The 23,664-nt window shown below is 62.7% G+C and carries 23 protein-coding genes; 12 read left to right on the forward strand and 11 right to left on the reverse strand.

Annotated features, from left to right (window positions below):
- Window position 1 precedes the first annotated feature (1 nt).
- The 4 genes from NUH88_RS07285 to NUH88_RS07300 form a co-directional block, all read right to left on the reverse strand.
- Window positions 2-940 (reverse strand): ABC transporter permease, encoded by a 939-nt coding sequence (locus tag NUH88_RS07285; RefSeq protein WP_257771020.1) that lies wholly within the window; start codon window positions 938-940, stop codon window positions 2-4.
- A 2-nt stretch (window positions 941-942) separates the two neighbouring features.
- Entirely contained in the window at window positions 943-1,917 is a 975-nt protein-coding gene (locus tag NUH88_RS07290) for an ABC transporter permease (protein WP_257771021.1), read from the reverse strand.
- Window positions 1,918-2,002: 85 nt separating this feature from the next.
- Window positions 2,003-3,571, reverse strand: a complete 1,569-nt coding sequence (locus tag NUH88_RS07295; RefSeq protein WP_257771023.1) for an ABC transporter substrate-binding protein — start codon at window positions 3,569-3,571, stop codon at window positions 2,003-2,005.
- A 187-nt stretch (window positions 3,572-3,758) separates the two neighbouring features.
- A complete protein-coding gene (locus NUH88_RS07300; RefSeq protein ID WP_257771025.1) occupies window positions 3,759-6,200 on the reverse strand; it encodes a GcvT family protein in 2,442 nt (813 codons plus the stop codon).
- Between the two features lie 279 nt (window positions 6,201-6,479).
- Here NUH88_RS07300 and NUH88_RS07305 point away from each other — a divergent pair, with 279 nt between their 5' ends.
- From NUH88_RS07305 to NUH88_RS07330, 6 genes are all read left to right on the forward strand, one after another.
- Window positions 6,480-7,568: an ABC transporter ATP-binding protein gene (locus NUH88_RS07305; protein ID WP_257771027.1), complete on the forward strand. Its 1,089-nt coding sequence runs from the start codon at window positions 6,480-6,482 to the stop codon at window positions 7,566-7,568.
- Between the two features lie 109 nt (window positions 7,569-7,677).
- Entirely contained in the window at window positions 7,678-8,748 is a 1,071-nt protein-coding gene (locus NUH88_RS07310; RefSeq protein WP_257771029.1) for a polyamine ABC transporter substrate-binding protein, read from the forward strand.
- A 102-nt stretch (window positions 8,749-8,850) separates the two neighbouring features.
- Window positions 8,851-10,110, forward strand: coding sequence for an ABC transporter permease (locus NUH88_RS07315; protein ID WP_257771031.1), 1,260 nt, complete (start codon window positions 8,851-8,853; stop codon window positions 10,108-10,110).
- A gap of 11 nt (window positions 10,111-10,121) precedes the next feature.
- Window positions 10,122-10,976 (forward strand): ABC transporter permease, encoded by an 855-nt coding sequence (locus NUH88_RS07320; RefSeq protein ID WP_257771033.1) that lies wholly within the window; start codon window positions 10,122-10,124, stop codon window positions 10,974-10,976.
- 76 nt (window positions 10,977-11,052) lie between these two features.
- Window positions 11,053-11,592 (forward strand): hypothetical protein, encoded by a 540-nt coding sequence (locus tag NUH88_RS07325; protein ID WP_257771035.1) that lies wholly within the window; start codon window positions 11,053-11,055, stop codon window positions 11,590-11,592.
- A gap of 158 nt (window positions 11,593-11,750) precedes the next feature.
- A complete protein-coding gene (locus tag NUH88_RS07330) occupies window positions 11,751-12,119 on the forward strand; it encodes a hypothetical protein (RefSeq protein ID WP_257771036.1) in 369 nt (122 codons plus the stop codon).
- Window positions 12,120-12,129: 10 nt separating this feature from the next.
- On the opposite strand, the gene NUH88_RS07335 is transcribed toward NUH88_RS07330, so the two are convergent.
- The 5 genes from NUH88_RS07335 to pdxH form a co-directional block, all read right to left on the reverse strand.
- Window positions 12,130-12,963, reverse strand: coding sequence for a VOC family protein (locus NUH88_RS07335; RefSeq protein ID WP_257771037.1), 834 nt, complete (start codon window positions 12,961-12,963; stop codon window positions 12,130-12,132).
- Between the two features lie 43 nt (window positions 12,964-13,006).
- Window positions 13,007-13,747: an SDR family NAD(P)-dependent oxidoreductase gene (locus NUH88_RS07340; protein ID WP_257771038.1), complete on the reverse strand. Its 741-nt coding sequence runs from the start codon at window positions 13,745-13,747 to the stop codon at window positions 13,007-13,009.
- A gap of 80 nt (window positions 13,748-13,827) precedes the next feature.
- Window positions 13,828-14,181, reverse strand: a complete 354-nt coding sequence (locus NUH88_RS07345; protein WP_257772161.1) for a hypothetical protein — start codon at window positions 14,179-14,181, stop codon at window positions 13,828-13,830.
- Window positions 14,182-14,226: 45 nt separating this feature from the next.
- Complete coding sequence (locus NUH88_RS07350) at window positions 14,227-15,096, reverse strand: universal stress protein (RefSeq protein WP_257771039.1); 870 nt, start codon at window positions 15,094-15,096, stop codon at window positions 14,227-14,229.
- A 107-nt stretch (window positions 15,097-15,203) separates the two neighbouring features.
- Entirely contained in the window at window positions 15,204-15,800 is a 597-nt protein-coding gene (gene pdxH, locus NUH88_RS07355) for a pyridoxamine 5'-phosphate oxidase (RefSeq protein WP_257771040.1), read from the reverse strand.
- 266 nt (window positions 15,801-16,066) lie between these two features.
- Between pdxH and NUH88_RS07360 the strand changes: the two genes are divergently transcribed.
- Window positions 16,067-16,540, forward strand: a complete 474-nt coding sequence (locus NUH88_RS07360) for an RT0821/Lpp0805 family surface protein (protein ID WP_257771041.1) — start codon at window positions 16,067-16,069, stop codon at window positions 16,538-16,540.
- An 83-nt stretch (window positions 16,541-16,623) separates the two neighbouring features.
- Entirely contained in the window at window positions 16,624-17,571 is a 948-nt protein-coding gene (locus tag NUH88_RS07365; RefSeq protein WP_257771042.1) for a DnaJ C-terminal domain-containing protein, read from the forward strand.
- Here NUH88_RS07365 and NUH88_RS07370 read toward each other — a convergent pair.
- A complete protein-coding gene (locus tag NUH88_RS07370) occupies window positions 17,568-17,837 on the reverse strand; it encodes a hypothetical protein (protein WP_257771043.1) in 270 nt (89 codons plus the stop codon). The two genes, NUH88_RS07365 and NUH88_RS07370, sit on opposite strands and share 4 nt — an antisense overlap.
- A gap of 18 nt (window positions 17,838-17,855) precedes the next feature.
- Window positions 17,856-19,193 (reverse strand): YihY family inner membrane protein, encoded by a 1,338-nt coding sequence (locus NUH88_RS07375; RefSeq protein WP_257771045.1) that lies wholly within the window; start codon window positions 19,191-19,193, stop codon window positions 17,856-17,858.
- A gap of 171 nt (window positions 19,194-19,364) precedes the next feature.
- On the opposite strand from NUH88_RS07375, the gene fabI reads away from it, so the two are divergent.
- The 4 genes from fabI (at window position 19,365) to NUH88_RS07395 (ending at window position 23,654) form a co-directional block, all read left to right on the forward strand.
- Entirely contained in the window at window positions 19,365-20,177 is an 813-nt protein-coding gene (gene fabI / locus NUH88_RS07380) for an enoyl-ACP reductase FabI (RefSeq protein ID WP_257771046.1), read from the forward strand.
- A gap of 18 nt (window positions 20,178-20,195) precedes the next feature.
- A complete protein-coding gene (gene aroC / locus NUH88_RS07385) occupies window positions 20,196-21,281 on the forward strand; it encodes a chorismate synthase (RefSeq protein ID WP_257771047.1) in 1,086 nt (361 codons plus the stop codon).
- Between the two features lie 113 nt (window positions 21,282-21,394).
- Window positions 21,395-23,161 (forward strand): signal peptide peptidase SppA, encoded by a 1,767-nt coding sequence (gene sppA / locus NUH88_RS07390; protein ID WP_257771048.1) that lies wholly within the window; start codon window positions 21,395-21,397, stop codon window positions 23,159-23,161.
- A 10-nt stretch (window positions 23,162-23,171) separates the two neighbouring features.
- Complete coding sequence (locus NUH88_RS07395) at window positions 23,172-23,654, forward strand: hypothetical protein (RefSeq protein WP_257771049.1); 483 nt, start codon at window positions 23,172-23,174, stop codon at window positions 23,652-23,654.
- The last annotated feature ends 10 nt before the right edge of the window (window positions 23,655-23,664 follow it).

The raw sequence follows: 23,664 nt of genomic DNA on the forward strand, positions 1-23,664 counted from the left end.
GTCACCGGAGTTTCGGGTTGAGCGTGTCGCGCAGCCAGTCGCCGAGCAGGTTCACGGCGAGCACGAGCACGACGAGCGCGATGGCCGGGAAGAAGGTGATCCACCAGAGCCCGGAGAACAGATACTCGTTGCCGACCCGGATCAGCGTACCGAGCGACGGGGTGGTCGGCGGCACGCCCTGGCCGAGGAAGCTGAGCGTCGCCTCGGCGATGATCGCCAGCGCGAGACCGATGGTGGCCAGCACCAGCACCGGCCGCATCACGTTCGGCACGATATGGCGGGCCATGATCAGGTAAGGACGCAGGCCGATGACCCGAGCCGCCTGGATGTATTCCTTCTTTGCCTCCACCAGCGTCGCGCCGCGCGCCACGCGGGCGAATTGCGGCCAGTCGCTGAGCCCGATGGCGAGGATCACGACATAGATCGCAAGCTCGTCCCTGAGTTCCGGCGGCAGCACGGAGCGCAGAATGCCGTTAATCAGGATCGCGGTCAGGATACCCGGGATGGTGAGCTGGATGTCGGCAAGGCGCATGATCAGGGTCTCGAACCAGCCGCCGACATAGCCGCTGATCACCCCCAGCATCACACCGAGGAACATGCCGAAGAAGACCGCGGCGAAGCCGACCATGAGCGAGATGCGGCCGCCATAGAGAATGGTCGAGAGCATGTCGCGGCCCTGGTTGTCGGTTCCGAGCAGATAGGCCGGATCGCCGCCCGCCTCCCAGAAGGGCGGTTTCTTGCCGTCCCAGAGCGAGATCTGCGCCGGATCGAACGGATCGAACGGCGCGATCAGCGGCGCCGCCAGCGAGGACAGCACCATGATCGCGGTGACCAGCGCGGCGGTCATCGCGAGCGGCGAATGGAAGAAGGAATAGGCGATGTCGTTGTCGTTCAGACGCGCCCAGAGCGACGGTTTCGTCTCGTCCCGTTCGAGCGCCATGATCAGTGCCCTTCCTCGGCCCGCAGCCGCGGGTCGATGACAAAGTAGAGAATGTCGACGATGAGGTTGATGGTGACGAAGACCAGGGCGACGAAACAGAGATAGGCCGCCATGATCGGGACATCGACGAAATCCACCGCCTGGATGAACATGAGCCCGGTCCCCGGCCACTGGAACACCGTCTCGGTGATCAGCGAGAAGGCGATCAGGCCGCCGATATTGAGGCCGATGATGGTGATGACCGGCACCAGGGTGTTCTTCAGCGCGTGGCTGTAATTGATCCGGTTCTCCGGCAGACCGCGGGCCCGGGCGAACTTGATGAAGTCGGTGCGCATGATCTCCAGCATCTCCGCGCGGACGAGACGCAGGATCATGGTCACCTGGAAAAGACTGAGGGTCAGAGCCGGCAGCAGGATGCTGCGCCAGCCGTCGATGGTGAGGAAACTGGTCTTCCAGCCGCCGAGCTCCACAGTCCCGGCACGTCCGGATGACGGCAGCACGCCCATATTCACTGCGAAAATGTAGATCAGGCTGATGCCGATGATGAAGGTCGGCAGACTGACGCCGACAAGGGAGACGGTCAGCACCGCCTTGCTGATCCAGCTTGTGCGGTTGATCCCCGTGAACACGCCGAGCGGGATGCCGAGCCCGAGCGCGATGATCGCGGAAACGAAGACCAGCTCAAGGGTCGCCGGGATGCGTTCGGCGATCATCTCCGTCACCGACCGCTTGGTCCGGTAGGAAATCCCGAATTCGCCCCGGACCGCGTTCTGCATGAAGCGCGCGTACTGGACGAAGAACGGATCTTCCAGTCCCAGCACCTCGCGGATCCGCTGCCGGTCTTCCAGCGTGGCTTCCTGGCCCACCATATTGTCGACCGGATCGCCGACATAATTGAACAGGGAAAAGGAAATGAAGGACACCGCAGCCATGACCACAAGGGCCTGCAGCATACGGCGCGCGATATAGGTCAACATGCGCGTTCGGCTCGCCTGATAGCGGAAATCGTGCCCGAAACCGCGGGGGCGGCGGACATACCGCCGCCCCCGGTCTGAGAGGCTCTTAGTTCAGTTTCGCCCAGCGGAACTGCGGCGAGTCGTTCGGCAGGATCGGCAGGTCGAGCTTGGTCGACATGCCCCAGCCGATCACCTGGTGGTGGATCGGCAGATAGACGATCTCGTCCTTCACGATGCTCCAGGCTTCCGCGATCTGCTTGTCCCGCTTGGCGAGATCGGTCTCGACTGCGAAGGTGTCGGTCAGCTCATCCACCTTGGCATTGGCGAAGCCCGTGCCGTTCCAGCTGCCCTTGCTGTGGAACAGGTAGCTGAAGACATAGTGGGAATCGAGCGTCGGAACGCCCCAGCCGAGCATGTAGAAATCGCTCACCCGGTTCTTGATCTTCGGGAAGTGCTGGCTCTTCGGAATGGCGTCCAGTTTCACCGTCACGCCGATCTTCGCCAGCATGGCCACCGCCGCCTGGCAGATCTTCTCGTCGTTGTTATAGCGGTTGTTCGGACAGTCGAGCTGGACCGTGAACCCGTCCGGATATCCCGCATCGGCGAGCAGCTTCTTCGCCGCCGCCGGGTCGAAAGGCCGACGCTTGTCGAGCTCCTTGGTGAAGCCGTGCACGCCCGGCGAGGTGATGATCCCGGCCGGTATCGAGAGCCCTTCCATGACCACGCGCTTGATCGCCTCGACATCGAGGGACCGATAGAACGCCTCGCGGACACGCTTGTCCTTGAAGGGGTTCTTGCCTTTCACGTCGGAGTTGCGCAGCTCGTCGACGCCCTGATCCATGCCGAAGAAGATGGTCCGGATCTGGTTCACCGTGATGGTCTTCAGATTGTCCTGCGCGTCGATCCGTTTCAGGTCCTGCAGCGGCGGATCGAGCACGAAGTCGACTTCGCCGGAAAGCAGCGCGGCGACCCGGGTCGCGGCGTTCTTGATCGGGCGGTACTCGATCTTGTCGATATTGTGCTCGGCGCTCGCATTGCCCCACCAGTTCGGATTCTTGACCAGAACGGTAAGCTCGTCCGGAAGCCGCTGCTCGACCATGAAGGGACCGGTGCCGTTGGCGTTCCGCACGGCATAGGTTTCCTCGCCGGCCGCGAAATCCTGCGGCTCCACAACGTTGTGCTTCTCGGCCCAGCCCTTGTCCATGATGTAGAGGCTGGTAACCTCGTTCGGCAGGATCGGGTTCGGACCGTCGGTGATGAACTGAACCGTGTGGTCGTCGACGATCTTCACTTCCTTGATGGACTTCACCTGCTCCTTGAAGTCCGAGGACTTCGCCTGGGCCCGGGTGATGCTGAAGGCCACGTCCTCGGCGGTGAAATCCGCGCCGTCATGGAATTTGACCCCTTTACGGAGCTTGAACTCCCAGCCGGTCGTTCCGATCGGCTTCCAGGATTCCGCCAGGCCGGCCTCGAGCACCATTTCACGGTCCCGCTTCAGGAGCGGCTCGTAAATCTGACCGTTCATGCTGTTGGTCGGACCTTCGTTCTGGCCCATCGGGTCCAGCGTGAGGGCGTCGCCCTGGCTGGTCCATCGCAGCACGTTCTCGGCCTCGGCGAAGCCGACGAACATCGTCGTCGACATCATCGCGGCCAATGCGATCGCACGAATTCTCATATGGATAGTCTCCCGTCCTAGATGTGATGCATCCCTGTCGCGCCCGGCAATTAATCGTTGAGGTGTTTCGGCGTCTTTTGACGCCAACCGGGTCACTGATGAAAATCTAGGCAGGAGATTCCGGAATGGAAAGTCCGAAATAAAACATCGGGTCCCGTGCGGGACCCGATGTCCTGTTTGTGAAGGATCAGGCCTTGAGGGCCTCGTTGTCGGGATCGTAGGGGCTTTCCGCGACGATCCGCGCCGGGCGAAGCTGGTCGAGCACCCGCACTTGGCACTCGGCCCCGACCACCGCCTTGTCGGTGCGGATATAGCCGAGCATCAGCGATTTACCGACATAATGGCCGTAGCCGCCGGCGGTGCCGCGGCCGACCACCTCACCGTCCATGAAGACCGGCTCGTTGCCGAACGGATCGGCATCGTCCGCGTCGATCTCGATCGTGCAGTAGGTGTTCGGGATGCCCTCTTCCTGCTGCCGTACCAGAGCCTCGCGGCCGGTGAACTCGCCCTTGTTGAGGCGCACGAAGCGCTTCAGCCCTGCTTCGAGGAGGGTGTTCTCGGCATTGAGGTCCGTCCCCCAGAGCCGGTAGGTCTTCTCGAGACGCATGGAATCCATCGCCCGCATGCCGACGAGCCCGATATCGAACTCCTTGCCGGCCTCCATCAGCGCATCGAACAGGTGCAACTGGTATTCGATCGGGTGGTGCAGTTCCCAACCGAGGGAGCCGACGAAGTTGACGCGCAGGGCCCGCACGTTCGGACAATAACCGACAGGGATCTCCTGCATGGTGAGCCACGGGAAGGCCTCGTTCGAGACATCGGCGTCCGCCAGTTTCTCGAGCACCTTTCTTGCATCCGGGCCGGCCAGCACAAAGACGCCGTACTGGGTCGTGATGTCCTTCAGATAGACCGATCCGTCACGCGGCAGCTGCTTGCAGAGGAAGTCGAAATCGTAATCGTGCCCGGCGCCCGGGCCGATGACGAAGAAGCGCTCGCCCCAGATTCCGTCGGGCATGCGGGTGATGGTGAATTCGGAGCGCACCGAGCCCGAGGGGTTCAGCGCATGGCAGAGATTGATCCGGCCGATGCCCTTCGGAATGGCGTTGGCGACCATGCGGTCGAGCCAGTCGCGCGCACCCGGTCCCTCGACCTCGTATTTGGCGAAGGAGGAGAGCTCCAGCAGGCCGACCCGCTCGCGCATGGTGCGAACCTCGTTGCCGACATGTTCGAACCAATTGGAACGGCGGAAGGAATAGACGTCCTCGCGGGCGACGCCCTCGGGCGCGAACCAGTTCGGCCGTTCCCAGCCGAAACGCGCGCCCCAGACGGCACCGGCGGCATCGAGCCGCGGATAGGCCGGCGTTGTCTTGGCCGGACGGCCCGCCTCGCGCTCCTCCATCGGGAAGTGATTGACGAAGACGTGCTCGTAGGCTTCCTCGTTCTTGATCTTCGCGTAGTTCTTGGAAACCACGCCGAAGCGCCGCGGGTCGACGCCGATCATGTCGACCGAGGGCTCGCCGTCGACAATCCAGTTGGCGATCTGCCAGCCGGCACCGCCCGCCGCGGTGACGCCGAAGCTGTGACCTTCCGAAATCCAGAAATTCTCCAGGCCGAAGGCCGGTCCGACCATCGGGTTTCCGTCCGGCGTGTAGGAGATCGGACCGTTCACGATGTCCTTGATGCCGGCATTCTCAAAGGACGGCACGCGGGCCATGCAGGCCTCGACATGCGGCATCAGCCGCTCGAGCTCGCCCGGGAAGAGATCCTTCTCGAAGGTCGAGGGAACGCCGTCGACGAAGCAGGCCGGCGCGAATTTCTCGTACGGACCGAGGATCCAGCCATGCCGTTCCTCGCGGAAGTAATATTGGGAGTCGGATTCGCGCAGCACCGGCAATTCGTGGTTCCCGGCCTCGCGATACTCCTTCAGCGTCGGATCGACGTCGGTCACGATATATTGGTGCTCCACCGGGATCGCCGGGATCTCCAGCCCGACCATCTTCGCCGTCGTACGGGCATAGTTGCCGGTCGCGCAGATCACATGCTCGCAGCGAATGTCGCCCTTGTCGGTCTTGACGATCCACTCGCTGTTCTCGCGCTCGATCCCCGTCACCTCGGTCTGCTGGTAGATCTCGGCGCCGTTCATGCGCGCGCCCTTGGCAAGTGCCATTGTGAGATCGACCGGCGCGATATGGCCGTCGCTCGGATGCCAGAGCGCGCCGATCAGCCCGTCCATGGAGGCGAGCGGCCAGAGCTTCTTGATTTCGTCGACGCCGATCAGATGCGCCTCGACGCCGATCGTCTCGGCGGTGCATTGGTAGTTCCGGTACTCGTCCATGCGCTCTCGGTTGGTCGCGAGACGCAGGTTGCCGGTCTGGTGGAAGCTGACAGCCTGACCGGTCTCTTCCTCCAGCGTCTTGTAAAGCTCGACCGAGTACTGGTGCAGCTGCCCGACGCTATAGCTCATATTGAACAGTGGCAGGAGGCCGGCGGCATGCCAGGTCGATCCCGCCGTAAGTTCCGTCCGTTCCAGAAGGACCACGTCGGTCCATCCCTTTTTGGCGAGGTGATAGAGGGTGCTGACCCCGACCACACCGCCGCCGATCACCACTGCCCGTGCCTGCGTCTTCATTTGCCCAATCCCCGCTACCGGCGCGCCGGTTGTTTTCAATTCAGGCAGAGAGCTTGCACCTTTTCACCGGCCGCAATTCACGAAAAGCGACCCGAGCGTGTCGGATTCGGAACGTTGGGAAACGGAGTTTTCTGCGGATTTCGCAATAGCGAAATCGGAACTTTGACAATGACGAATGAGCATGTTTAGGCTTGTTACCAGATCGTGAAAAACACGACGACTTGTCGGTGTGCGAGAGGAACGCGCCACCGGACGGGCAGAACAGGGGCGCAAAAACATATGGCAGACGGCAACCAGCCGTTCGTTCAGTTCAAGAACGTTCAAAAGACCTATGACGGTGAAATCCTCGTCGTCAAAAATCTCAACCTCGACATCGCGAACGGCGAATTCCTGACCATGTTGGGACCGTCCGGTTCGGGCAAGACGACCTGTCTGATGATGCTGGCCGGCTTCGAAACGCCGACCCAGGGACAGATCATGCTCGGCGGAACGGAGCTCAACAACGTGCCGCCGCACAAGCGCGGCATCGGCATGGTGTTCCAGAATTACGCGCTGTTCCCGCATATGAGCGTCGCGGAAAACCTCGCCTTCCCGCTTGAGGTCCGCAAGATGTCGAAAGCGGATACGGAGGCTAAAGTCCGCCGCGCGCTCGACATGGTCGAGCTTGGCGCTTTCGGCGACCGGCGTCCCGGCCAGCTCTCCGGCGGACAGCAGCAGCGCGTCGCCCTCGCCCGCGCGCTGGTGTTCGAGCCCGATCTGGTGCTGATGGACGAGCCGCTCGGCGCGCTCGACAAGAATCTGCGCGAGCAGATGCAGTACGAGATCAAGCACATCCACGACAATCTCGGCATGGCGGTCGTCTATGTGACGCACGATCAGTCGGAAGCGCTGACCATGTCGGACCGGATCGCGGTCTTCAACGACGGCAAGGTGCAGCAGCTCGCCAAGCCGGCGGATCTTTACGAGCGGCCGGAGAACGCGTTCGTCGCCCAGTTTATCGGCGAGAACAACCGGCTGCGCGGCAAGGTAAAATCCAAGAACGGCTCCGGCTGCACGGTCGAGGTCGCCGGCAATGTCGTTCAGGCGCTCACGGTCAATCCCGAAGGCGTCGGCGGGTCCTCGACCCTGTCGATCCGGCCGGAACGGGTGCAGCTCGCGCCGGAACCCGGTTCGCTGCCGAACATCTTCGACGCGGAAGTGCTCGAGCTGATTTATCTCGGCGATCATATCCGCTGCCGGATGTCCTGTTGCGGCGATAGCGAGTTCATCGTGAAAGTGCCGAACACGCATGCGCACGCGACAATCTCTCAGGGAGACAAGGTCAGCGTCGGATGGGAAATCGACGATTGCCGGGCTCTGGACGCCTGATGCGTCCAGCCTAAGGTTTAGGGAAGCCGGCCTCCCCATCCGGTTTCCCGATTGCGGCACCGCCGCGAACGATTCCAGGGGTAAATCCAAAACAGGGAGTTCTTCGCAAATGAAGATAGTGAAACCCTCCAGTCTTCTGATCGCCGGCCTTGCCGCTATCGGACTGACCACCGCGGCCCACGCCGCCGACACCATCACCGTCGTCTCCTGGGGCGGCGCCTACACGAACAGCCAGGTCAAAGCCTATCATGAGCCGTGGATGGCCAAGACCGGCAACAAGATCAACTCGGAAGACTATAACGGCGGTCTCGCCGAAGTCCGTGCGCAGGTGGAAGCCGGCAACGTGACCTGGGATCTGATCGACGTCGAACTGGCGGACGCGGTCCGTGGCTGCGACGAAGGCATTCTCGAAACGTTGCCGCTGGAAGAGCTGCCGGCCGGTGCCGACGGTACTCCGGCGAAGGACGACTTCATCGCCGGCACCCTGCATGAGTGCGCCGTTGGCGAAATCGTCTGGTCGACCGTCTATGCGTACGACAAGACCAAGGTGGCTGCCGCGCCGACCTCGCTCGGCGACTTCTTCGACCTTGCGAAGATCCCGGGCAAGCGCGGCCTGCGCAAGACCCCGAAGGTGAACCTTGAGTGGGCCCTGATGGCCGACGGCGTTCCGGCCGACAAGGTCTACGAAGTGCTGGCGACCCCGGAAGGCGTCGATCGTGCCTTCGCCAAGCTCGACACCATCAAAGGCGATGTCGTCTGGTGGGAAGCCGGCGCGCAGCCGCCGCAGCTCCTGGCCGACGGCGAAGTGGTCATGACCAGCGCCTATAACGGCCGCCTGTTCAACGCGATCGTGAACGAGAAGAAGCCGTTCGACATCGTCTGGGACGGCCAGGTCTGGGACATCGACCTCTGGGTCATGCCGAAAGGCACCAAGAACAAGGCGGCGGCCTGGGATTTCGTGAAATTCTCCACGGACACCCAGCGCCTCGCGGACCAGGCCAAGTACATCTCCTACGGCCCGGTGCGTAAATCCTCCTTCGCCAAGGTCCTGCCGGAAATGCAGCCGCACATGCCGACGGCTCCGGCCAACTTCAAGAACCCGCTGCAGAACGACTTCGGGTTCTGGGCCGACTACGGCGACGAGCTGAACGAGCGTTTCAACGCTTGGCTCGCCGGCTAATCGACTCTTGAGGCTCGGGGGCGGATCTGTCCGCCCCCGGCCGATCTTCAAGCCCGGACCGTCCCGCCCGAGCTTGAAGATCGGTGAAAGAGGATCGGATCTATGGCGGCAGTTACGGAAAATGATGGCGTAATGCGCGCGGCGGACGGAACGCCGCTGAAGCAGGCGCTGGCTCGCGCGACACGCATGAACAAAATGCGGGCTTTCCTGCTGACCACTCCGCTGCTGGCCTTTATCCTGGTCTCCTTCATCCTGCCGATCGGCCTAATGCTGTTCCGCAGCATCAGTGCGCCCGAGGTCGCGGAAGCCTTTCCGAAAACCTTGGAAGTTCTTAAGCAATGGGATGGTGAAGGAGTCCCCGGCGAGGACATCTACGCTACGCTCGCCGCCGAAATGTCGGATCGCGACAACCGCTTCAATCTCGGCAAGGCCGGAACCCGGTTGAACTATATGGAGAGCGGATTCCGCTCCCTTATGAACAAGACCACCCGTCGCATCAAACGCGCCGAGGCGCCTTTCAAGGACGCCTTCATCAAGATCGACAAGCGTTGGGGCGAGGCCGACACCTGGAAGACAATCCGGCAAGCCGGCTCTCCCTACACGATCCGCGCCTATCTGAATGCCATCGACCTGACCCAGGAGCCGAGCGGCGATATCGTAGCGCAGCCCGAGGTCAAACAGATCTACGTGACACTGTTCGAACGCACCATCTGGGTGTCGATCGGAGTGACAGTGGCCTGTATCGCGCTGGCCTATCCGATTTCGTACCTGCTCGCGACGCTCCCGGCGGGAACGGCGAACCTGTTGATGATTTTCGTCCTGCTGCCGTTCTGGACATCGCTTCTCGTGCGCACGACCTCGTGGATCGTGCTGCTTCAGACCAACGGGGTGATCAACGACATACTCGTCTGGATCGGGATCGTCGGCGACGATAACCGGATCCAGATGATCTACAATATGACCGGCACCTTCATCGCCATGACGCACATCCTGCTGCCTTTCATGGTGTTGCCGCTCTATTCCGTGATGAAGACCATCCCGAAGGATCACATGCGCGCCGCCCGGTCGCTCGGCGCCAATCCGGCGATCGCCTTCATGCGGATCTACATGCCGCAAACCGTGCCGGGTGTCGGCGCTGGCTCGATCCTCGTCTTCATTCTCGCCATCGGCTACTACATCACGCCCGCCCTCGTCGGCGGCCAGGATGGTCAGCTGATTTCGAATATCATCGAATATCACATGAAGAAGTCGCTGAACTGGAGCCTTGCGGCGGCGCTCGGCGGCATCCTACTGGCAGGCGTGCTCGCGCTTTACTGGCTCTACAACCGCATTGTCGGCATCAGCAACATGAAGCTCGGCTAAGGAGAAGCACCATGTCAGCCCTTCCCTCCTATGCCGGCCCGCTCGAGCGTTTCTGGTATTACGCCTTCCGCTTCCTCTGCGGCGCGATCTTCGTGTTCCTGATCTCTCCGATCATCGTGATGATCCCGCTTTCCTTCAATGCGGAACCCTACTTCACATTTACGCCGGAAATGCTGGCGCTGAAGTCGGAAGCCTTCTCGCTGCGCTGGTACCAGGACATCCTGGACAACGAGCAATGGCTGCATTCGATGAAGAACAGCTTCATCGTCGGCATCGCGGCGACCCTGCTCGCGACCTCGCTCGGCACCGTCGCCGCGCTCGGCCTCTCACGTGCGGAAATGCCGTACCGGACGCTCATCATGGGCATCCTGCTGTCGCCGATGATCGTTCCGCTGATCATCACCGCGGCAGGCCTGTTCTTCTTCTACTCCTATCTCGGCCTCGCTCAGACCTATACCGGCCTGATCCTCGCCCATACCGCGCTCGGCACGCCGTTCGTCGTGATTACCGTGACGGCGACCCTCTCGGGATTCGACCGCAACCTGATCCGCGCGTCGTCCAGCCTCGGCTCCTCGCCGCAGCGCACCTTCTTCAAAGTCATCCTGCCGCTGATCTCGCCGGGCGTGATCTCGGGCGGCCTCTTCGCCTTTGTCACCTCCTTCGACGAAGTCGTGGTCGCGCTCTTCCTCGCCGGCTTCGAGCAGCGCACGGTGCCTCGCCAGATGTGGGCCGGTATCCGTGAGCAGATCAGCCCGACGATCCTCGCGGTAGCCACGATCCTGGTCTGCATCTCGGTCCTGCTGCTTGCGACCATGGAGATCCTGCGCCGGCGTTCGGAACGGCTGCGCGGCCTCAGCCCGAGTTAAATTTTCGCGTACCCCTTTACATCTGCGGCATTTGACCGCATTTTAAGAACGGTTCGCAAAATCTGCGGGGCAGGATATGTATCGCGATAATTCCCTCATCCCGAAGGAAGCCATCCGGATGGCGGCGCTCGGCGCTCTGTCCGGCGGTCCGCGCGCTTATGCGGAAATTGCGAGCGAGGTCCGGCAGTTCGCCGCCCGCATCGTCGGTCCGTCTCTCGATCTCCTGGGCAGCTCGATCGAACTGCTGAAGTTCGAGGGCCTGATCGCACCGGTTTCCGGCGAAGGCTTCGAGGACAATGCCCAGCTCCAGCTCACCGAAGAGGGCTGGACGGCTCTTCGAGATTACCTGTCGGCTGCGGTCCGTCCCGGCGTCAACGACCTCAACAAACTGGTCGTCGCCCTGAAACTGCGCTTCCTGCATCTCCTTGAGAAAGAAGAGCAGCTTGAACAGATCGAGGCACTCAAGGGCCTTTACGAGGGCGAACTCGCGCGCCTCAGCGACCTTCTCTCACACGAGGAATGGCAGCAAGGTCAGCTCCGCGCCTGGATCGAGATGGAAATCCGCCAGGTAGAAGACCGGATCTCCTGGTGCGACAGCCAGAAAACGTCGCTCTGACGATCTGATATCCGCGCAGTATCCAGCCGACGCGCAGTGGTTCGCCGGGCATCTAGTTCCCGCTCAATTATATTGTATTTTAGATATTTTTGATTTACATTGACTCCAATACGGCGCCAATGTTCTCGTCAGCTCTGCCCCCAGAAAGGAGGTGTACGATGATGATGGCCCTTTTCCGGCCCCGGTCCCGGGCGACTCCGCCGGCGAACGATCTCGCGGCACAACCCACGATCCGCCCGCGCGGCGATTCCTATGTCCGCATCGACGGGCGCGACTATCCCGTCAGATGCTGGTCGCCCTCGGGTTTCACTCTCGCTCCCTATAGCGGCGCCCTGATACGGCGGCAAAAGGCACGCGTTACCCTGATACTGAGCGAGTTCGGCGACCGGTCGGAGCCGCTGGAGGTTTCCGGCGAAATCTTCGTCGATGTAGCGGAGAACGGGATTCTCTCCGCGCGCTGGACCGGGCTGCCGAAATACAAGGTGGCCGCCCTCGCGGAATACTTCGCGGGGAAACTGTCGGCCTGAACCGCCGCGCTCAGGCTGTCGTCCAGGTGATAAAGGCACCGTGTGCGCTGCTGGACGGCACATTTGCCTGCGTCTCTCCAGCGTGCAACTCCAGGCCGGCCATGACCGTGCTTCCGTCCTCCGGCATCCGGAAGGTCCGGTCGTGCGCGGCGATTGCGTCCGGTTGAAGGATCCGCGTTTCCTGCCGCGGGCCGCAGGCCACAGCGAACCCGCCATTCAGCGACCTCACCTCGCCGCCGAACATCCGCCCGATGAATTCGGCATCCCTTTCGGGCGTCCGGGAGCTGAAATAAACCGCCGAGATCGACTCTGCGCCATTGTCATGCTCCTGGAAGTCCGGCTTCCAGAAATACTCCTGCGCCCGGTTCTCACAGACAAAGAACGCGACCCGCGGCATATCCGGACTGGTGACGAAAGCGAGCGTGAAAGCCACCGTCACTTCCGTACCGTCCGGGAGCTTCGACTTGCGCTCGAAATCGAACGGCGCGTAGGTCTGCAGACCGGCGGCTGAAAACCGTTCGATATCCGCGCGCCCGTCATCGCCGGCGAAGACCAGCATGGTCATGCCCTCGCCGAAGCGCCGCATCTCCTTGTTGTGCGCCCCGAAGCCGAAAAACGGCGGCGCGGCGGCGAAATCGTGCGGCTGCAGGAGATCCGGACGGTCGACTTCGAGCAGCTCGATGAAGTTCCGTCCCCGGAACTGGGCAAGCCGGTTCCGCGTTCCCATCCGGTCCTCGTGATAGGCCGTCGGCGTCAGGCGAAATCCGAGCCTCTCGAAGGCCGTTCCCGCCTTGTCGAGGTCCGAGACAAGATGCACCACATGGTCAATCGGGCGTCCACTCATCGCGTTCTCCTGGATGGTCTGATTGCAGAGCGGTCAATACCGCTCAGAACATGTGTTGACCACCGGTCACGAAGATTTCCGTGCCGGTGACATAGGCCGAGTCGTCCGAACAGAGGTAGTGGATCGTCGAGGCGACGTCCCTCGGCGTGCCCAGACGGTTCAGCGGGATGCGCGGGATCAGCATCTCGTATTCCGGTGACAGCATCGCGGTTTCGATCTCTCCCGGCGCGACCGCATTCACGCGCACGCCGAGTTCGGCGAACTCGTTCGCCATTTCCCGGGTGAGAGACGAGAGCGCGGCCTTCGAGGTGCTGTAGGCGGAGCCGGCGAAGGGATGGATGAAATGGCCGGCGATCGACGTGATGTTCACGATCGCGCCGTTGCCCCGGTGCAGAGCCGCCGCGAAACCGCGCGCGAGCCGGAGCGGAGCGAAGAAATTCAGCTCGAAGACCCGGCGCCATTCGTCCAGATCCCCGTTCAGACAGCCGAGCCGTTCCTTGAACGGCGTCTTCGGCGACCAGCCGGCATTGTTCACCAAAGCATGGAGCGGGCGATCCCCCAGCAGCTCGTTCGCCTCCACGATGAAATGGTCGAGGCTGTCCGAATCCGTCAGATCGGCGGTGATGTGATGGCTCCAGTTCGGGTCGCGCCGGCATTCGGCCGGCGGCGCGTCCCTGGAACAGGTGATGATTTCCCAGTCGCGTTCGCTGAAGAACCCGACCGTGGCGTGGCCGATGCCCCGGCTGGCGCCGGTCAGCAGCATGGTTTTTTTCGCTGTGCTCATGGCGCCGGAGTGTAAGCAATTGCGGCGGCCCGAAAAAGGGCCGCCGCAACACTGTCGTCAGAATGTCTTCGAGCTGTCGGCTACTTCACGGAAACGACCTGGAAGGTCCGCTGGACGCCGTCATGTTCCGTAATGGAGACGTACTCCCCTTCGACGAAATGATGCCGGTCGAACTTGAAGATCGGCTCGTCATCCTCTTCGCCTTCCTCATAGCTGAAGACCCAGCGGCGGCCACGGGTATGGATCAGATGACCCTCCTCGTCCGGCTCGCCCTGCCAGAAACGGTGCACGGTGCAATCCGTCTTCACCTTCTGCCAGGCATCCAGATCGAGGCTGCCGTCGCCGGTCAGCGGGGCCTTGAATTCATAGCCGTGATTGATACTGCCTTCCGGAAAATCCGGGTTCCGTGCCAGTTCGAGGCGAATGGTACGCACGCTCAAGGGGCTTGCTCCTTCTTATTTGGAATGCGGTGAACTGGATCAGTGCGCCATCAGAACCGGAATCCGCGTCTCCGTCAAAACATCGTCGGTGACACCGCCGAAAATCGACTCGCGGAAACGGCTGTGGCTGTAGGCGCCGAGGACCAGGAGCTGTGCGCCGGCCTCCCGCGCTTCCGCCTGCAGGCGGCCGGAAATGCTGCCGCTGGACGCATCGAAGGTCTTCGCTTCCGCCTTCACCCCATGCCAGAGCAGGGAATCGACGAAAACGGAGAGTTTCTCTTCGGTCAACTCGCTGTCGATGCCGGACATGACGAGCACCTTGTCCGCGGTCTCGAGCAGCGGCATGGCATGGGCGATGGCTGCCGCGGCTTCCTTTGACGCGTTCCAGCCGACCGCGATGGTCTTGACCGCCGGGAATTCGACATCGTGCGGGACGACCATCGTCGCCTTCCCGCTTTGCAGCATCGCCGCCTCGGCGATCGCCATCGCGTCGCTGCCCTCGCGCTCGGTCGGCGCGATCACACAGATCACGTCGACCATGCGGGAACGCTGCGCCACCATCGTCGTCGGCTCGCCGACAAGGGTCTCGAAAGAGACCGTCACGCCGTCGGAAGCCGTCGGCTTTTCGACCATGACCAGCTTGTTGTCCTCGCGCCATTTGTCGAATGCCGCGAGCGAGGCCGCACGGGCTTCGTTCGCGAAACTCTCCGCCTGGTCGACGAGGGTTTCGATCATGGACGCGCTCATGCCCATACCGACCTGCGGCACCAGGACATCGCGCGGGTCGCGGTGGATATGGGCAACGAAGACATGCGCACCGTGCGGCGTCGCGACGGCAAGGGCCGCATTCAGGATGGCCGCGTCGGCTTCGTTGCCGAGGACTGGCGCGAGGACGGTCTTAAGGGACATGAGAGCACCTCAGGGTAAGAGCCTTGGATGAATTAACCCTAGTCGCCGCGCGGCCTGCGCTACATTGACCTAAATCAAGAAATCGGCCGCCGGAGAATTTTCCCGCCTTACGGAAACAGTCTGTCGACCTTCCACGGTTCGCCCTCGACCGCACGGGTGAAACGGAAGCGGTCATGCAGGCGGAATTCGCCATCCTGCCAGAACTCGATCGCGAGCGGCGTCAGTCTCCAACCGGACCAGTAGGGCGGGCGCGGCACGTTCTCGCCCGGATACTCCTTGTCCGCTTTCTCCACTGCCGCCATCAGGCTGTCCCGGTCGGCCAAAGGCCGGGATTGCTGCGAAGCCCAGGCACCGACACGACTGCCGCGCGGACGGGAGTTGAAATAGGCATCCGCCTCCCCGTCGCCGACCCGGACCACAGGTCCGGACACCCGCACCTGACGGCGTACCGACTTCCAATGGAAGCAAAGCGCGGCAAAAGGATTGATCGTCAGCTCGCGTCCCTTCTGGCTCTCGAAGTTCGAGTAGAAAACGAAACCGTGCTCGTCGAAATCCTTGAGCAGGAGAATCCGCGCGGAGGGACGGCCGTCGGCATCCGCCGTCGCGACGGTCATCGCATTCGGATCGTTCGTCTCGCTTTCGGACGCCTCCCGGTACCAGCGGTCGAAAAGCGCGAAAGGGTTGTCTGTATCGGGTTCGAACATTTTCGTTCCTCTAGGCGGGGCGTGGCGTTTCACACAGGTTGTGAATATGGAGGCCTTTTTATTGCCGTAAAGATCGCCACATTGAAGCCGGAATACGCGTATCACTAGCGAGCACCGGCGCGGCCTGTCCAGCGTTGTAACGTCGCACCGCTCGCGTCCGCGTGCATCGCATGAAGGCCGAAGCTAAAATTTCGGTTGTGCGCGACGGATTCCAGATATCCGGCCGTTACAGTTTCGGGCCATAGCTGTCGCCAGGGAGCAGACCAATGAAAAAACACGCCGCAATCGCCGTTGCCGCCGCGATCACTCTCGGCGCCTGCCAGACCACCGAACTCGGACCGAAACAGACGGCGGGCGGCCTTCTGGGAGCGGTCGGCGGTGCCGTCGTCGGCTCCAATATCGGTGGCGGCAAAGGGACCGTCGCGGCCGTGGCAGCCGGCACCCTGCTCGGCGCCTGGCTCGGCAGCGAGATCGGCCGGTCGCTCGACAACGCGGACAGGGCGGCGATGGCGCAGAGCACCCAGCGCTCGCTCGAAAAGAATCCGGTCGGCGTCTCCACCAGCTGGAACAATCCGGACAGCGGGAATTCCGGTACCGTCACTCCGACCCGGACCTACCAGGCCTCCTCCGGCCAGTATTGCCGCGAATACACTCAGACGGTGAATGTCGGCGGCCAGACCGAGGAAGCCTATGGCACTGCCTGCCGCCAGCCGGACGGCAGCTGGAAAATCCAGAACTAGGCACCGCGCCCCAGCTCTGCGATGATCGGACCGGACGGAAATTTGCCGCCGGTCCGATTGTTTTTTCCATATAATCCCGAGCCATGAGCGATCCATACAAGATACTGGGCGTGAAGTCCGACGCCTCGCAGGACGAGATCAAGAAGGCGTACCGGACTCTCGCGAAAAAGCTGCACCCGGACCTCAATCCCGGCGACAAGAAGGTCGAGCAGGAATTCAAGGACGTGACAGCGGCCTATGATCTCCTCTCGGACGAGAAGAAGCGCGCCAAGTATGATCGCGGCGGCATGGCCGGCGCTGCCGGCGCGGGTCCGTCGGCGAAGAGCGCGAGCGGTTTCTGGAAGGCCTGGACCTCGGCCCGCAAGAAGCAGGGCAGCGGCTTCGGCTTCTCCGACATCTTCGACGATGACGATGCCGACATGTTCGACGACATCCTGCGCAAGCACGATCAGGGCGGCGGCGGTTCCGGACGCGGCGGCGGCGCCTACACGGTCGGCCCGGACGTCAATTACAAGCTGAAAGTCGGTTTCGTCGAAGCGGCGGCAGGCGCGACCAAACGCGTCACGCTCTCGGACGGCAAGACGCTCGACCTGAAGATCCCGCCAGCGACCGAGACCGGCAAGACCCTGCGCCTGAAGGGCCAGGGCCGCAAGGGCTCCAACAACGGGCCCGCCGGCGATGCCTTCGTCGAAATCACAGTCGAACCGCACGACTATTTCCAGCGCGACGGCCAGAATATCCGGGTCGATATCCCGGTGACGCTGTACGAGGCGGTCCTCGGTGGCACGATTACCGTTCCGACGGTCCATGGCAACGTCTCGCTGAAGATCCCGCCGAAATCCAACACCGGTGCCACCTTGCGCCTGAAAGGCAAGGGCATGCCGGCGGTGGGCGGAAAGGCGGCGGGCGACCAGCTCGTCACGCTGAAGATCGTGCTGCCGGAAGGCGAGGATCCCGAGCTGATTAAGCTGATGCAGAAATGGTCAGACGAGAAAGGCTACAATCCGCGCCACAAAATGCGGTTCAGCTAGGCTTCCCCCGCGTTTCGGTATCGGAGGATTGCCAAACCGACGTGTACGGCGATGATGGCCTCTAATACCCAAGAACCGACCTGGTTCTCGTAGATGAGACAACCTATCGGTAGCCATTGGAATGCGATCCCGATCAGTACTGCTTCAATAAGCAGAAACCGAGGCTTGTTGCGGCGCCATGCCACGTAATGTGGCAACACGACTTTGAGAACGATCAGGCCCCCTAAAGCAATCAAACCACCGATGGCGCCGGTTTCGATTTCCACTTGAATCTTCCGGTCCCGCTATTCACCGACCGCTCGGATATCGGATGATCGCATGCTAATTTCGCCGCTGGATTTCAACGTCTCCAGAACTTCGGAAATTCTCTGCGATAGGGCATCCTGTTCCGCGTCCGCCAGACGACGCAACAAGTGGACATGGGGATCGGAAGTGTCCACCTCACCGTCGATCCGGGGCAACTCGGACGCGCAGCCGAGGCCGAGATAGAGTTCATAGACGCTCGCGCTCGAGGGATCGCGCGCAACCAGGAGCCGGTCGTCCTCCGTTCTGGCGACGAAGCCGGCGCCCTGGAGCCGGTCCAGCACCTGCGAGATGGCCTCTGCCGGCGCGACATCTTCCAGCACTATTTCGCGCACCGGTCCGCTTTCCCGGGCCGCGCGCCAGAGCACACCGAGAATCGACAGTGCGACCGAGAGGACCCGCGCGCTTCCGAGTTCCTGCTGGGTCTCCAGATTGCGCGAACGCCACCAGTCCGGGAAGGAGGCGGCGAAGACCGCGCCGAGCAGGATCACCGTCCAAGAGGCATAGACCCAGATCAGGAAGATCGGGATCGCCGCCATCGCGCCATAGATGTTCTGATAGGTCGGGAAGGCCGAGAGATACCAGCCGAAGCCCTGTTTCAGCCCTTCAAAGGCTGCGCCGGACAATACCCCGCCGATCAGCGCGTTCCGCCAGCTGACGGAACGGTTCGGCACCACCATGAACAGCAGCATGAAACTGATGCTCTGGAGCACGATGGCGATCACGTGGTCCCGGGCGCCGCCGCCGAGATCGAGCGAACCCGCATCGAGTCCCGCTTCGGTCCAGGTTTGCCGCAATGTGGCAAAGGCATCGCTGGTGGAGGAGATCGTCAGCCCCGCCAGGATAGGGCCGAGGGTCAGGACGGCCCAGAAGGTCAGAACCCGAATCAGAAAAGGACGCTGCCGTTCCACGCGCCAGATCTGGTTGAAGGTCGATTCGATTGTCGCGAGCAGCAGGATGGCGGAAATCGCGAGGCCGATGGTTCCGGCCGCCCCCAGGTCCGAAGCGTTGCGCATGAAACTGTCGAGATGGGTGCGCACCGGGCCGGCGAGTTCCGGAACGAGATTCTCGAAAATCAGTTCCTCGATCGCCATCCGCGCCGTCTCGAAGGCCGGGAAGGCGCTGAAAATGGCGAACGCGATCGCAAGCAAAGGCACCAGAGCGAGCAGTGTGGTATAGGTCAGCGCCGCCGCCGACTGCATGCCGCCGCCGCGATAGAAGCGCAGCAGCGCGAAACCGATATACTCCGCGACATCGCGCACCACAGCCGCGGCGGCGAGGGTTTTCCAGCGTTCGAGACGGTTGCTCTGGCTACTCATGGCCGGAAGATTAGCATGAAAGCGATTCGGCGGTGTCGCGGGATGCCGAAAGCCCCAGATTCAAGCGCTTTCGCCCCCTCCGGTGCCGGTTTGCCGAACGCCGGCTTTAGTGTAGGATCGCGCGAATCACGCGTTAACACATTCCTGGCAACCTGCGTCGAGAGGCATCGAATGAGTCATCCAAGCCCGATCATGAGCGGCAAAAAGGGGCTTGTCATGGGGGTCGCGAACGACCGCTCCATCGCTTGGGGGATCGCCAAAGCGGTCGCGGCGCAGGGTGCGGATCTCGCCTTCACCTTCCAGGGCGAAGCGCTGCAGAAGCGGGTTGCCCCGCTGGCGGCCGAAGTCGGTTCCGACATGGTGCTGCCCTGCGACGTGACGGACGATGCCGACGTTGCCCGTACCTTCCAGACGATCCGGGAAAAGTGGGGCAGGCTGGACTTCCTGGTCCATGCCATCGCCTATTCGGACAAGGAAGAGCTGAAAGGCAAATACGTCAATACGACTCGCGACAACTTCCTGAAGACGCTGGATATTTCCTGCTACTCCTTCACCCGGATCGCGCGCGAGGCGGCCGACCTGATGACCGACGGCGGCTCGCTCCTGACCCTGAGCTACTACGGCGCCGAGCGGGTCATGCCGCACTATAATGTCATGGGCGTCGCCAAGGCCGCGCTGGAAGCGAGCATCCGCTATCTCGCCGCCGATCTCGGAAGCGACAATATCCGCGTCAACGGCCTCTCGGCCGGCCCGATGAAGACGCTCGCCGCCTCCGGTATCGGCGATTTCCGCTACATCCTGAAATGGAACCAGTACAACTCGCCGCTCCGGCGTAACGTGACGCTGGAAGATGTCGGCGGCGCCGGCATGTACCTGCTGAGCGACCTTTCGAGCGGAGTTTCCGGCGAAGTCCACCATGTCGATTGCGGCTACAACATCGTCGGCATGAAAGCGGTCGACGCGCCCGACATTTCCACGGTCTGAGCCGGAAAGCGGACTTAAATGGCCAGCAATTCCTTCGGTGAAGCCTTTCGCTTCACCACCTGGGGCGAAAGTCACGGCCCCGCCATCGGCTGCGTCGTCGATGGCGTGCCGCCGCGCCTGCCGATCAGCGAGCCGGACATCCAGTTCTTTCTCGACCGGCGCAAGCCCGGACAGTCCCGCTTTACCACACAGCGCCAGGAGCCGGACCGGGTGAAGATCCTGTCCGGCGTCTTCGAAGGCCAGACCACCGGCACGCCGATCGGTCTCGTCATCGAGAATACCGACCAGCGCTCGAAGGATTACGGCGACATCATGAGCCGGTTCCGGCCGGGCCATGCGGATTACACCTACGAGGCGAAGTATGGCATCCGCGACTATCGCGGCGGCGGCCGCTCCTCCGCGCGCGAGACCGCGATGCGGGTCGCCGCCGGTGCGGTCGCACGCAAGGTCCTCGCCGCCCGGCTCGGCAACGCCTTCCATATCCGCGGTGCCCTTGTGCAGGTCGGCCCGCACAAGGTGAACCGCGATAACTGGGACTGGGACGAGGTCGAACGGAACCCGTTCTGGAGCCCCGACAAGGACGCCGCCGAGACCTGGACCGGCTTCCTCGACGACGTGCGCAAATCCGGCTCCTCGGCTGGCGCGGTCGTGGAGATCGTCGCGGAAGGCGTGCCGGCGGGACTCGGCGAGCCGGTCTACGGCAAGCTCGACAGCGATCTCGCGGCCGCGATGATGACCATCAACGCGGTCAAGGGAGTCGAGATCGGCGACGGCTTCGCGGCGGCGGAAATCCCCGGCCACGAGGCGGCGGACGAGATGCGGATGGAGGGCGACCGGCCGGTCTTCCTTTCCAACCACGCGGGCGGCGTGCTCGGCGGGATTTCCTCCGGTCAGCCGGTCGTGGTGCGCTTCGCCGTAAAGCCGACCAGCTCGATCCTGACGCCGCGCCGTTCCGTCGACAAGGACGGCAACGAGGTCGATGTCGTGACCAAGGGGCGGCACGATCCCTGCGTCGGCATCCGCGCGGTTCCGGTCGGCGAAGCGATGATGGCCTGCGTGCTGGCGGACCACCTGATGCGCCATGCGGCCCAGTGCGGATCATGAGCCGCGGGAGCTGACCCGGCATTTCTGAACGACGGCGCCACAGAGCTGCCATCGTTTTCCTTTAGATCGCTCCCCATATAATTCAGGGGAAGCAAGTGGGGAACTTGGCCGCCATGATGAAATTTCTGAAAGGCGTCCTGATCACGTTCGGGATTCTGTTCATCGCGCTGATCGTCGGCGGGGTCGTCGGCCTGCGGTTCGCCGCGCAGCAATGGCAGGAAGAACCCTTGCCGGACCGGTTCACGCTGACACTCTCGCTGAAGTCCGACATGAGCGAGACCGGCGAAACAATCCCCTTCGCGGCCTATTTCGGCAGTGCAGCACCGTCGCTGCTCGATATCGTGAACCTGCTGCGGACCGCGGGCGAGGACGAGCGGGTGCAGGGCCTGTTCCTCGATCTCTCGGAGGCGCGCGTCAGTCCGGCGGCAGCGCAGGAACTGCGCGCCGCGCTCTCGCGTTTCCGGGCAAGCGGCCGCTTCGTTCATGCCTATGCGGACAGCATCGAGGGTAATGGCGGGATCGCGCTCTATCATCTCGCGACCGGCGCCGACACGATCAGCCTGCAACCGTCCGGCCTGCTGGACATTCGCGGGATCGAACTGACGACGCCCTATTTCGGCCAGACGCTCCGGGACCTCGGGATCAACGCGGATTTTCGCGCCCGGCACGAGTACAAAGGCGCCATGTCCCCGCTCACGGACAGCTCGATGCCTTATCCGGTACGGGAAAACTACCGCCGCCTGGTCGACTCGCTCTATGCCGGGATTGCGGCGGATATCGCCACCGCCCGGCGGCTTTCCCCCTCCTCCGTCAATGCCCTGATCGACAGCGCGCCGCTGACGGCGGACGAGGCCAGAAGCAACGGCCTGATCGACGTTGCGCGCTACCGGGACGACGCCCTGGACGGGGCCCGTACCAAGGCCGCTGTCGGCTCTATCGTCTCGGCCTCCCGCTACCTGCGCGACGATCTCGATCTCTACGAGGACGAGGAGGCTGCAAGAATTGCGGTGATCGCGGTCGAGGGCCCGATCGTCCGTGGCCGCTCCGCGCCGTTCTCCCGCAATCGGCAGGCCGCCGCGCGCACCGTCACCGACACGATCGAAGATGCAGCCAAGGACGAGGCGGTCAAGGCGATCATCCTCAGGGTAAACAGCCCCGGCGGCAGCTACACCGCCTCCGACACGATCCTGCACGCACTCTCCAAGGCACGCGCCGGCGGATTACCGGTGATTGTCTCGATGAGCGGAACCGCCGCGTCCGGCGGATACTTCGTCGCACTCGACGCGGACCATGTCGTCGCCCATCCGACCACCATCACGGGCTCGATCGGCGTGGTTTCCGGAAAGCTCGACTTCTCGGGACTGCTGAACGAGTACGGGGTTCGCACGGACGGCGTCAGCGCCGGCCAGAATGCCGGGATGTTCAGTCCGACCCGTCCCTTCAGCGACAGCGAAAGCGCGCGCCTCGACGAGGTTCTGGACGCCATCTACGAGGATTTCACCGGCAAGGTCGCCAAAGCCCGGCGCCTCGGCCCGGCGGAGATCGACGCGGCGGCGCGGGGCCGCGTCTGGAGCGGTCAGGATGCCAAGCGCATCGGCCTGGTGGACGTGCTCGGCGGCTATGCCGAGGCCGAAGGGCTCGCCCGCGACGCCGCCGGCATAGCCCCGGACGTCCGGACCGAGCTGGTGGCCTATCCAACCGAACGCGACAGCCTGTCCGACGTGCTGCGCACCATCGAGGAGAGCGGGGTGAGCGAAACGGCAAGCCGTCTTGAGGCTCTCTTAACGATCTTGCGTTATAGTGACGTCCTAATGTCCATGCTGGGCGATACCGGCGGAGACCACGTCAGGGCGGAAGCGCCCCCGGTAACGGTCCGCTGAGGAGTTTCCGATGTCCCGTCTCTTGCCGATCCTTGCTCTCAGCCTGCTCATGGCCGCAGGTCATGCGTCCGACCTGCACGCACAGAGCGCGGGCGACAAGGCCAACGCGAAGGCCGAGGCCGAACGTGCGCAAAAAGACAAGGCCCAGCGCAAGAAAGACAAGGAATTCAACCGGGACATCAATTATCGCCATGTTGTCGGTCCCGACGTGCTTCCGCTCGGCCCCTTCACCGTCTCGCTCTATGTCGACGGCAAGCTGACCGAGCATCGGGTCAAGGTTGCTCTTCAGGCCGTGGATACGGCCAAGAAGACCCAGCTCGAGAATGCCAAGACCCAGCTCCTCGGCATCGTCTATCCGCTTTGCCTGCGGCTATTCGAAAAGGGCCGTCCATCGGCGAGCGATCTGCTGCTCTTCAAATCCGATGTGCAGAAGCAGGTCTCGACCCGGTTCAAGGACAGTCTGAAGGGCGTCTATATCGAGTCCGTGCTCTAGTCCCTTCAGG

Source organism: Nisaea acidiphila, assembly GCF_024662015.1.
Classification (GTDB): Bacteria; Pseudomonadota; Alphaproteobacteria; order Thalassobaculales; family Thalassobaculaceae; genus Nisaea; species Nisaea acidiphila.

What these genes read in the sequence shown, in the direction of transcription:
- NUH88_RS07300 (WP_257771025.1), bottom strand. Translation starts at nt 6,200, where the DNA reads ATGAAGACGCAGGCACGGGCAGTGGTGATCGGCGGCGGTGTGGTCGGG.
- NUH88_RS07335 (WP_257771037.1), bottom strand. Translation starts at nt 12,963, where the DNA reads ATGAGTGGACGCCCGATTGACCATGTGGTGCATCTTGTCTCGGACCTC.
- NUH88_RS07360 (WP_257771041.1), top strand. Translation starts at nt 16,067, where the DNA reads ATGAAAAAACACGCCGCAATCGCCGTTGCCGCCGCGATCACTCTCGGC.
- NUH88_RS07395 (WP_257771049.1), top strand. Translation starts at nt 23,172, where the DNA reads ATGTCCCGTCTCTTGCCGATCCTTGCTCTCAGCCTGCTCATGGCCGCA.
- NUH88_RS07320 (WP_257771033.1), top strand. Translation starts at nt 10,122, where the DNA reads ATGTCAGCCCTTCCCTCCTATGCCGGCCCGCTCGAGCGTTTCTGGTAT.
- NUH88_RS07325 (WP_257771035.1), top strand. Translation starts at nt 11,053, where the DNA reads ATGTATCGCGATAATTCCCTCATCCCGAAGGAAGCCATCCGGATGGCG.
- NUH88_RS07295 (WP_257771023.1), bottom strand. Translation starts at nt 3,571, where the DNA reads ATGAGAATTCGTGCGATCGCATTGGCCGCGATGATGTCGACGACGATG.
- fabI (WP_257771046.1), top strand. Translation starts at nt 19,365, where the DNA reads ATGAGTCATCCAAGCCCGATCATGAGCGGCAAAAAGGGGCTTGTCATG.
- aroC (WP_257771047.1), top strand. Translation starts at nt 20,196, where the DNA reads ATGGCCAGCAATTCCTTCGGTGAAGCCTTTCGCTTCACCACCTGGGGC.
- NUH88_RS07285 (WP_257771020.1), bottom strand. Translation starts at nt 940, where the DNA reads ATGGCGCTCGAACGGGACGAGACGAAACCGTCGCTCTGGGCGCGTCTG.
- NUH88_RS07365 (WP_257771042.1), top strand. Translation starts at nt 16,624, where the DNA reads ATGAGCGATCCATACAAGATACTGGGCGTGAAGTCCGACGCCTCGCAG.
- NUH88_RS07330 (WP_257771036.1), top strand. Translation starts at nt 11,751, where the DNA reads ATGATGATGGCCCTTTTCCGGCCCCGGTCCCGGGCGACTCCGCCGGCG.
- NUH88_RS07375 (WP_257771045.1), bottom strand. Translation starts at nt 19,193, where the DNA reads ATGAGTAGCCAGAGCAACCGTCTCGAACGCTGGAAAACCCTCGCCGCC.
- NUH88_RS07310 (WP_257771029.1), top strand. Translation starts at nt 7,678, where the DNA reads ATGAAGATAGTGAAACCCTCCAGTCTTCTGATCGCCGGCCTTGCCGCT.
- NUH88_RS07290 (WP_257771021.1), bottom strand. Translation starts at nt 1,917, where the DNA reads ATGTTGACCTATATCGCGCGCCGTATGCTGCAGGCCCTTGTGGTCATG.
- sppA (WP_257771048.1), top strand. Translation starts at nt 21,395, where the DNA reads ATGATGAAATTTCTGAAAGGCGTCCTGATCACGTTCGGGATTCTGTTC.
- NUH88_RS07315 (WP_257771031.1), top strand. Translation starts at nt 8,851, where the DNA reads ATGGCGGCAGTTACGGAAAATGATGGCGTAATGCGCGCGGCGGACGGA.
- NUH88_RS07305 (WP_257771027.1), top strand. Translation starts at nt 6,480, where the DNA reads ATGGCAGACGGCAACCAGCCGTTCGTTCAGTTCAAGAACGTTCAAAAG.
- NUH88_RS07340 (WP_257771038.1), bottom strand. Translation starts at nt 13,747, where the DNA reads ATGAGCACAGCGAAAAAAACCATGCTGCTGACCGGCGCCAGCCGGGGC.
- NUH88_RS07350 (WP_257771039.1), bottom strand. Translation starts at nt 15,096, where the DNA reads ATGTCCCTTAAGACCGTCCTCGCGCCAGTCCTCGGCAACGAAGCCGAC.
- pdxH (WP_257771040.1), bottom strand. Translation starts at nt 15,800, where the DNA reads ATGTTCGAACCCGATACAGACAACCCTTTCGCGCTTTTCGACCGCTGG.